Source organism: Malikia granosa (genome assembly GCF_002980595.1).
In the GTDB taxonomy this organism is placed as follows: domain Bacteria; phylum Pseudomonadota; class Gammaproteobacteria; order Burkholderiales; family Burkholderiaceae_C; genus Malikia; species Malikia granosa.
Map to the genome: position 1 here is coordinate 1 of NZ_PVLQ01000076.1, position 8438 is coordinate 8438.

General features: G+C 60.6%; 14 protein-coding genes and 1 riboswitch. Of the genes, 13 read left to right on the forward strand and 1 reads right to left on the reverse strand.

Translation table 11 applies throughout. The annotated features are described in order from the left end of the window. The 12 genes from C6P64_RS15140 to C6P64_RS18730 form a co-directional block, all read left to right on the forward strand. Positions 1–505: ATP-binding protein (locus C6P64_RS15140; protein ID WP_170073122.1), on the forward strand; the 505-nt coding region annotated here is incomplete at its 5' end. Between the two features lie 317 nt (positions 506–822). After that, complete coding sequence (locus tag C6P64_RS18605; protein WP_245911752.1) at positions 823–1014, forward strand: hypothetical protein; 192 nt, start codon at positions 823–825, stop codon at positions 1012–1014. A gap of 36 nt (positions 1015–1050) precedes the next feature. Continuing rightward, a complete protein-coding gene (locus C6P64_RS18610; RefSeq protein WP_245911753.1) occupies positions 1051–1281 on the forward strand; it encodes a M48 family metallopeptidase in 231 nt (76 codons plus the stop codon). 318 nt (positions 1282–1599) lie between these two features. Beyond that, complete coding sequence (locus tag C6P64_RS18615) at positions 1600–1752, forward strand: HU family DNA-binding protein (protein WP_245911754.1); 153 nt, start codon at positions 1600–1602, stop codon at positions 1750–1752. Positions 1753–2139: 387 nt separating this feature from the next. Then, positions 2140–3249 (forward strand): ParA family protein, encoded by a 1110-nt coding sequence (locus C6P64_RS15155; RefSeq protein WP_105749390.1) that lies wholly within the window; start codon positions 2140–2142, stop codon positions 3247–3249. Further along, the gene (locus tag C6P64_RS15160; protein WP_105749391.1) at positions 3246–4145 is read left to right on the forward strand and encodes a ParB/RepB/Spo0J family partition protein; all 900 of its coding nucleotides are present in this window, start codon (positions 3246–3248) and stop codon (positions 4143–4145) included. Before C6P64_RS15155 ends, C6P64_RS15160 begins: the two co-directional genes overlap by 4 nt. Before the next feature lie 213 nt (positions 4146–4358). Continuing rightward, on the forward strand, positions 4359–5327 hold the full coding sequence (locus tag C6P64_RS15165; RefSeq protein ID WP_105749392.1) for an immunoglobulin domain-containing protein: 969 nt from the start codon (positions 4359–4361) through the stop codon (positions 5325–5327). Positions 5328–5434: 107 nt separating this feature from the next. Continuing rightward, positions 5435–5683, forward strand: coding sequence for a DUF4160 domain-containing protein (locus C6P64_RS15170; RefSeq protein WP_105749393.1), 249 nt, complete (start codon positions 5435–5437; stop codon positions 5681–5683). Then, positions 5670–6098 (forward strand): DUF2442 domain-containing protein, encoded by a 429-nt coding sequence (locus tag C6P64_RS15175; protein WP_105749394.1) that lies wholly within the window; start codon positions 5670–5672, stop codon positions 6096–6098. The genes C6P64_RS15170 and C6P64_RS15175 overlap by 14 nt, the downstream gene beginning before the upstream one ends. A 104-nt stretch (positions 6099–6202) precedes the next feature. Then, positions 6203–6308, forward strand: a riboswitch (SAM-I-IV-variant riboswitch). 136 nt (positions 6309–6444) lie between these two features. Beyond that, positions 6445–6624, forward strand: a complete 180-nt coding sequence (locus C6P64_RS15180; protein WP_146115944.1) for a hypothetical protein — start codon at positions 6445–6447, stop codon at positions 6622–6624. Between the two features lie 14 nt (positions 6625–6638). Beyond that, on the forward strand, positions 6639–6848 hold the full coding sequence (locus tag C6P64_RS15185) for a hypothetical protein (RefSeq protein ID WP_146115945.1): 210 nt from the start codon (positions 6639–6641) through the stop codon (positions 6846–6848). Between the two features lie 154 nt (positions 6849–7002). Then, on the forward strand, positions 7003–7134 hold the full coding sequence (locus C6P64_RS18730) for a hypothetical protein (protein ID WP_281257974.1): 132 nt from the start codon (positions 7003–7005) through the stop codon (positions 7132–7134). Positions 7135–7359: 225 nt separating this feature from the next. Here C6P64_RS18730 and C6P64_RS15190 read toward each other — a convergent pair whose 3' ends face one another. After that, positions 7360–7851 (reverse strand): aminoacyl-tRNA deacylase, encoded by a 492-nt coding sequence (locus C6P64_RS15190; protein WP_105749397.1) that lies wholly within the window; start codon positions 7849–7851, stop codon positions 7360–7362. Between the two features lie 131 nt (positions 7852–7982). Here C6P64_RS15190 and C6P64_RS15195 point away from each other — a divergent pair, with 131 nt between their 5' ends. Beyond that, complete coding sequence (locus tag C6P64_RS15195) at positions 7983–8312, forward strand: hypothetical protein (protein WP_105749398.1); 330 nt, start codon at positions 7983–7985, stop codon at positions 8310–8312. Positions 8313–8438 lie beyond the last annotated feature (126 nt).

Sequence of the window (8438 nt, forward strand, 5' to 3'; positions counted from 1 at the left end):
TCAATTGATGACACGCCCTAGGCTCGCCTACACCGAGTTACTCGCGCTTCTCATCGTCGGGCACTGCTGCACAGGCCAGTCCCATCTGGCTGCTTCGCTCGGGCACTGTGCGGTACGCCAGGGCGTGGATGTGCTGTTCACCATCTGTGCTCACCTAACCCTGTCGCTCTATGCGGCGCGTGCCACCGGAGCCTACCAGTGCAAGCTCTCCGCCTTGGCGCGCATACCGCTGCTGATCATTGACGACTTTGGCCCCAAGCCGCTGCGCGCTCCGGCCGACGAGGACGTGCACGACCTCATCGCTGAACGCTACGTGCGTACGGCCACCATCGTCACGAGCAACCTCGACTTCCCAGAATGGGATCAGGCGTTCCCAGCCAACCCGCTTCTCGCGTCCTCCACTCCTGACCGCTTGCGCCACAACGCCTACTGTCTGGTCCTCGACGGCCGGTCATACAGTTCGCCCAGAATACTTCTAACCCAAGGATTATCACTACCCAAATGACAGGAAAATCGACAACCTAAGCCCTATGTCCGATGCCCGCTTGACCACATGAAAGTGGCTCCATTACGGCGATCATCGGTTGGCTCCCTTGACCCGGTCGGTGAGAATAACCAAGTGGATGTAATCGAATCTTGGGACAGCCACAGTAGCTCGGTGGCCACGGTACTAATCTGCATCGACTGCCAATTCAAATGATCCCGACAAACTGGCCCAGGAGACCCGTCCTGGCTATCTCCCTGACGCGCCTTGGTTCTGTCATGCTGTGAGTCACAGAATTGGTCACGAACTCCGTGATCAGGCCTATGGTGCCTGGCAGCGTGATTTTTCTGCTCATCTTCTATGCCATTTCGCCACTGACGGCACGCTTGATGGCGATCAGGCCGTCACCCAAGAACCCATTGCAGGCACGACTGATATGGATCGCCGCTGCCCTCCCCTCCTGCCCTGCTGTCACCCTGCATGAACATCCCGATCCGGAAGCCAACAGCGTCGGGATATTGCCTCGCTGATCGCGCGTCTACCTCACCACTAAGCTTCTGAACAGGATGAACGACGAAGGATTGCTTGGGGTGCTCGCTCACGAAAGCAGCCACATACGTGAGCCCCACATTCTTGCGAGCTGCCTCAACGCCTGCAGGTTTGCCGTCAGCAGCCATCTACTGGCCGATGACAACTTCATCTTTACAGCCCTGCTCCTGTTCCTCGGTCTTCGGCGCTACAGCGAATACCGCGCCACGCTGGATCTGCTGCCCTGGTGGGCCGGGAGACGGTCCTGACCGCCCTGAGCGAACTGGCCCAGTCTTATCCATCCAAGTCCTGGCACCGCTGGTTCTGTTTTGCGAACTTCTAACCAACTCTGGCCATGCGCATCAGGGCAATCGAGACGGGTAGATAGGCACAGCTTTGACCTATCAACTTCACCATTCCAGAAGCCGGCCTACCTCCGCTTCCAGTCCATCAACCGCAGATGCTCATGAACAGACCGCCCTGTTCGATGCAATCGCAGCGCAGACCGAGACATCCAGGGCGGTGACAGGACATCTGCTGGACATCCTCACCCAGGTCATTCAGAGCGAGGGGCCCGATTTGGCGTGGTGAGATTGAACGGCTTCTGCACCTTCGAGAAGACCAGCGCTGCGGCACGCACAGGCCGCAACCTAATGACTGGCGGTTTCATGAGGATTTCCTCCGGCAGCAAGCCAAAGTTCACGCCAGGTACCACCTTCAAGCACCTAGTGAAGGATTGATGGTCCGCGCTAGGGAAGGATCCATGGTCTATCTCGACCGCCAAAACGTGGGACTCTGCCAGGACGTCAGCGCCCCGCCAAACCTTGCCGAAGTGTTCAAGAGAGAACCCAATTGGCACATGAGGACCATGTGTTTCATGGCCAATAGGAGATCACCTCAAGCCGGAACCTGGAAAACCTCGCTGCTACGGCACGACGCGCAGCCCTAGAAAAGACCATGTACACCTTATTCTAAAATAATATCTTTATAAATCAAAGACTTGTAATTTTAAGTCAGGACTTATGACGAGCAAAAAAGGGATTCTGGAACGAAGCCACAGTGTTTTGCATCAAAATTCGTCGAAAATCCTTGCTGTGGTATAAAACAACCTGTCACCAAGGATAGTCATGCGAGGCACGTTAAAACTGAAGCAAGCCATCGACTTCTGCAAGTGGGGCGGAAGCCCCATCACCTTCAAGTCGATCTTCAAACCCTCAGAACTGGTACGCGACGAGCGTGGCCAGAGCGTCTACCGTGCCGTCGACATCCGCAAGGCCAGGCTTGCACTGATGGACCTAGACCAGATACCGGAGCGCCCGCAGGAGTTGCCGCCGATCGTCTACTGCCGCATTCCCAAGGGGGGTGTCGGCAAGACGACCATCACAGGCAACGTCGGTGCCTGCTTGGCAATGCAGGGCTACAAGGTGCTCATGATCGATGCTGACCCTCAGGCGAGCCTGACCAGTCTCTTCGGCATCGACTGGGCGGTCGAGGAAATCATCCACATCGGCAACCTGCTGGAAGCCCAGAGCAACAAGAAGTCTCCGCTGACCGATGCGGACATCGAGGCCTCCATCCGCCACCTCTATGACGGCGGGATGCTGGATCTGATCCCTTCGGACATCACCCTCACCAACATCGACACCTGGCTGCTGCAGCAGAACTACGCCCGCGAGAAGCTGGTGCGTGAACTGCTCGAGGCACATGTCAAGCTTTTCAGCCGCTATGACGTGATCCTGATCGATGGCGCACCCGGCACCTCACAGCTGGCATTCGCGCTGATGTATGCCGCCAAGAACCTGCTGGCCGTGGTTTCGCTAGACGGGCAGTCTATCAAGGCGATGGAGGTCTTCCAGTCCAATGTGGCGGACATCCAGCGCGCCTACCCCCTGGACCAGTTCAGCATCCGCATCGTGGCCAACGGGTTCATCAGCAGCATCAAGGCCTCCAACGAGTCACTGGAAACGCTGCGCCGGGCCTACCCCGGACAAGTGGAGCACAGCATCATCCCGCATACGGCATCCTTCGTGCGTCAGGTCTCCCTGACTTCCGACGAGCGCAGCGGGCCGGCGATAGAAAAGGAGCCCACCAGTTCAGCGGCGAGGGCCATCATTGACCTGACCCAGTCGCTGATCGGCGCCTACGACATTCGCCTGGCCGGAGTCATGCCGGTCGTCGCCCATCGCAGCCGTGGACCCAAGAAGGGGTACAAGTCTGCAGCACAGAACGCATCATGATCCAGAACCAACAACGGCGCATTCTCAAGTCTTCCGGGCTGGTCTCGGCCCCCAGCATCGATGATGCGGCCGCAGCCCTGCCGCGTCTCGACGGCAGCGGAAGCACCGACGGAAAACCCTTCCTGGTTCCTTTGTCACTGATCGGGGACAGTCCGTACCAGACCACCCCGATCAACGAGGACAAGATTACCGAGCTAGTCGATAACCTTGGCAAGAACCCATTGTCCTCGCCGGTCGTTCTCAGAAGGGGGCATCAAGGACGCCTCGAGCTGATCGCAGGCCGTCATCGGATCGAGGCTTACAGACGCCTGGGCCGGCAGGAAATCGAAGCCACGCTGCGCGACCTGACCGACGACGACGCGGAAAAGCTGGTCTTCTACGACAACCTGTTTGCCCCGTCGATGTCGGACTTCCAGAAGTATCTGGGGTTCAGCCAGCGCAAGGTAAGGCTGGGATTGACGCAGGAACAGCTGGCGGAGGAGTCCGGGGTCAGCCAGGCGGTGGTGTCCAAGCTGCTGTCCTTTGACGGGCTGCCAGAGACTGTCTTTGCAGCCCTAAAGGAAAACCCGACGACCATTGGTGCCAATGCGGCATCGGACTTCGTCGCGCTCGCCAAGAAGAGTCCCGATCTGGCCGTACAGGCCATCTATGCGATTGCCCTAGGCGAGATGACGCAGAAAGCGGCTCTCGCCTGGCTGAAGGCGGGTGGCGCCACCAAGGTCGCCACCGTCAAGCCCGTCGCCACCAAGGCTCTGATCAAGTCAGGCCGGCAGAAGTATGCCGAGCTGGTTCAGCGCGAGAACAGACTGGTGATCTCGCTCAACGCAGCGGATGACGGCCTGTACCAGGCGCTCGAGGCATGGCTCAAGAGCCGTGCAGAACAACACTTCCAATGACCGCCAACCTCAGGAAAGGGAGCGCGAAGCAATGTAGATGATCGACTGATCACCGAACCGTAAAACGACAAATGCCCGTTGGGGAACGGGCATTTGAAGGTTTAGTGCAGACATAAAACCCGCTAAAGAATCATGTCCACGAAACAGCAGTGAGTGGATTCTACAGCGGGTTTCGAATGTTTGCACTAGGCACGGTTTGCTACGCCTGTACACATGGCAGACACCGCCAGCATAGAGCTCGTCCACGCGCCAGTCGTGGACCTGCCGTCACGCATCCAGACAGCCCTCGCCCGCATCATGGGATGCGATGGCGGAGGCCTCGACTCGCTCACCTATCGCGAGCGCAGCCTCTTGGCACGACTCACCCGCAACATCAGTCTGCAGGACCCGTATCGATCGGTACGGGTGTCGGTGGACACCTTGGCATGTGCCTTGCAGACTTGCCACAAGACCATACAGCGGACCTTCAACAGTCTGAAAGAGAAGGGCTGGATCAACCGAGACCAGGTCAAGAAGCGCTCCGGCATGCAGATTGCCGACACCTGGCTCACGTCCAGGGCTCTCGAGGTATTGGGCCTGGCCACCCGGCTCTCGCGCTCGGCGTCGGACAATATGTCCGGCGCTTCTAGTCTTTCGACAATGTCTGAAGACAGTCAGCAGATCCCTGGTTCTTCTGAAAATAAAAACCAGATTCCAGAAGACCTGGTGTTGCTAGAACAGATAGGGCTCAAGCCTGGAGCCATCTTCAAGCTGATGGGGGAGGCAACGAAGATGGGCCACAGGCTCGGGCAGATCGTCCGCGCAGCAGCACCACTGATCCGTGCAGCCCAGTTCCCCTTCGGCTACCTACGCAAGCTCATCGAAACCGATAGGGACTGGGCCAACTACACCTGTGCTGCGACGCTGCGCGAGAAGGAAGCCACGCAAGCGGTGGAAGTGAAGGTGCAGAAAAACACCGCTCAGGCAGTGATAGAGGCCGCCATGCCGGCCGGAGCGCTGCTGACGAATGCGGCGGGCAGGCAGGTGTGGATGATGCGCTACGGCGCCGTCTACAGCTGCCCGGTGGACGATCTCGACAAGGCCGATTCGCTGCGCCGCTACGCGCGGGTGGCTGACCTGGCGAAGATGGCCGAAGCCATCCGGGCAGGCAAGCTTTTCCTGTATGGGTCGAGGCGTGAGTGAGTCAATTTTCCGGGTCCAGTCGTGTTGACCCGATGCAGAGCACAAGTCCTTGTCGCATCAAGGCACAGTGCTCAAGAAATAACCCAAACGTATAGGTTTTCTGTAGAATGCCAACTGTACTGAGAATCGGCGGGCTGCGCGTGGTGATATACACAAACGATCACCGCCCTGCGCATGTTCACGTGATGGGAAACGGAGGCGAAGCGGTCTTCAAGCTGCACTGTCCCGATGGCCCGCCCGAACTGCGAGAAATCTACGGCTACGACCGTACCCAGGCCAACGCTATCGCGCTGGCCCTGGCAAAGGAACTGGCTGCCTTGTGTGCCGACTGGAGAAAATGGCATGGAGCCTACTGACATCGTCCAAGACGCCGACTTCGAAGCCGCTGCTCGGCGTGGCGCACAGCACCTGAAGAAGGGGCCGGTGGCCGTGGCCGCGCGCTACGATCAGCAGGCGGGCAGGGTGGTGATTGAACTCGACAGCGGCCTGGAAATCGCGTTCAGGCCGCAGCATGCGCAGGGCCTGGAGAACGCCACCCTGTCGGACCTTAGCGAAATCGAGATCTCGCCGTCTGGCCAGGGCCTGTACTTCCCGACGATCGATGCCGACCTTTATCTGCCGGCCTTGCTCGAGGGCTTCCTGGGTTCCAAGGCCTGGATGGCAGCTCGCATGGGTCAGGTGGGTGGACGTGCCACTACAGAGGCCAAGCAGGCAGCGGCACGGGCGAACGGCCGGCTGGGGGGTAGGCCACGCAAGAAAGCCGCCGCCTGACAACGCAGCAGTTTCGAGTTCAGCAAGACCCCGGTAGCGGCCTGCGAGGGCAGGGCGCTGATCACGTTCCGGGCCAATGTGGAACTCTTGGCTGTGATAAGCTATAGATACATTCCGAGTCGGGCCTGATGCCCGCGCCAACCTGCCTCACCGGGGCAAGGTGGTCTGCCAAGTGCGATGTGGCCTTGCGAGGCAACCAAGCCGGCAGCAGCGTCAGCCCTCCTCGTGAGGGCTGTTTCGTTTCCGGGTCTGGCCGACCCGCCTGTGCAGGCAAACCGGCCGGGGGGATTTGTTCCAGCTTGCGGCCCCCGCCACCTTGGCAATGCCGCTAAACAGGAGAGTCACGATGACTGAACTCGCTCGCTTTCGCCCCGCTGCGGCAAGGCACCAGCCCACCTTCGTTTTCGAGCGTGCCTCGCTCGCGCTGATCGCCACCTGGCGCGAACGCCTTGCCACCCCGGGCACTGCAGCGCTATCGCTGGACAGCGAATGGCGCGACCCCGTTGCCTGCCGGCTTGTATTCTGAGCTGGGAGGTTGCCATGAGTCTTGCCGCCGGTTTCGCATGGTTGCAGTGCCGCTGGGACTACCAGCAGCGCTTTGCCGTTGCCATACCCGACTGGATCTGCTGCTACGACCTGCCCCAGCGCACGAGCCTGGTCAGGGTGGCCCTGCGCCTGGGCTGGGTCCTGCCCGATCGGGTGCTGCTGCCCGATGAGTTCCATTCGGGTCGCTGGAGCGTCTGGGGCTAGGGACAGAACAGCGGGAGCCTGTCCCGACTCAACAGGCGTCGCCGATTTATGACCACTTGCGGGCGACCGAGAAATGCGGCTAAAGCGTCGGTGGACTCCTCCGTCCGGGCCTGCCGCACGCCAGCGGTTGAATCCGGACGAACAGGAGCCACTCATGCGCACCACCCTCTTCGACAACGGCGACTTCGCCTATTTCGCCGACCTCACGCCCGTGCCGGCCCCCGTCGGCGGGTACTGCCTCACCATCAGCAGCCGTCTGGTCTCCTCGCGCGACAGCCAGGCATAACAGGTGCGCCTCCGTGCCTGCCTGGTCGACGGGCATCTCCAGAATCTGGCCCGCCTGATCGAATCGCAGCTTGCGGGAGTCCACCATGGATGAGGGCTGCCATGTGCTTCGCAGGGGCGAGGCCGATTGGTTCTAGGCCAAAGGCTGGCCGACCAAGGTGGTGCTTCGGATCGAGCACGCAACACGCTACCGGCTCGAGTACGCCCAGGCACTGGTCGTCCCGGCTCAGTCTTCCAGCGCACAGTCGACCGGCGTGGCCCCGAGCAGACGCGTGCAGACCTCGGGCGCCAGGCTCACAAGGTAGCCACGTCGCCCGCCGTTGATCCAGATACGCGGCAGCTCCAGGATGCTGCGCTCAACGTAGACCGGCATTTGGCGCCGCGTGCCGAAGGGCGAGGTGCCACCAACCAGGTAGCCGCTGTGGCGGTTGGCGATCTCGGGCTTGCAGGGCTCGACCGACTTGACGCCGATCTGGCGCGCCAGATTCTTGGTCGAGACGGTGCGGTTGCCGTGCATCAGCACGATCAGCGGCCTGGCCTTCTCGTCCTGCATCACCAGCGTCTTGACGACGCAGAACGGATCAACGCCGAGCACGCTAGCGCTGTGCTGCGCGCCGCCGTGCTCCAGGTACTCGTAGGGGTGCTCGGTGAATTCCACCTTATGCTGTCTGAGCAGCGCGGTCGCGGGGGTTTCGCTGACTCTTGCGGTCTTGGCCATCTGTACTTTCTTCCTGTGCGGGATTTTGGTGCCGAGGATACCTGCCCACGGCCGGCGAGACCCAGGTCCAGATCGACCGCATCCGGCTCGCCTCCACCACCTCGGACGCGACCAGCGTCTAGGCCCGTCCCGTGGGCCGGCGCATCGCCTACCGCGTGGTGGACGAATACGGCGGCGACACCCTGTCAGGCGATGGCGAGCGGGCTTCCTTCAAGCCTCTGACCATGGGCAACCTGCTGGACTTCATCCTCGGCGCCTGGGATCTCTATGCCTGCAAGGCATGCAACTTCGAGGACGACCTGGAAGGCATGCTGGGCTTCATTACCGCCGACTCGGCGTTCTACTCCTACCTGGGCAGCGCGCTGTACGGCCGGATCCTGGCGCGCTTCGCCCACCTGGCGCAAGTCGGCAACGAAGGCGAGGACAGCGATGCGGACGAGGACTGCCATCCACCCAACTAGGGCCTGTTAACGCAAGTTGACAAGGCAGTGGACTTGGCTCGAAACTGTTGCGATGCAACTGACTCGCGAGCAATTCGAACAGATCGCTCCACTGCCGCCCCGCCAGCGGGGCAACGTGCGGCTGGA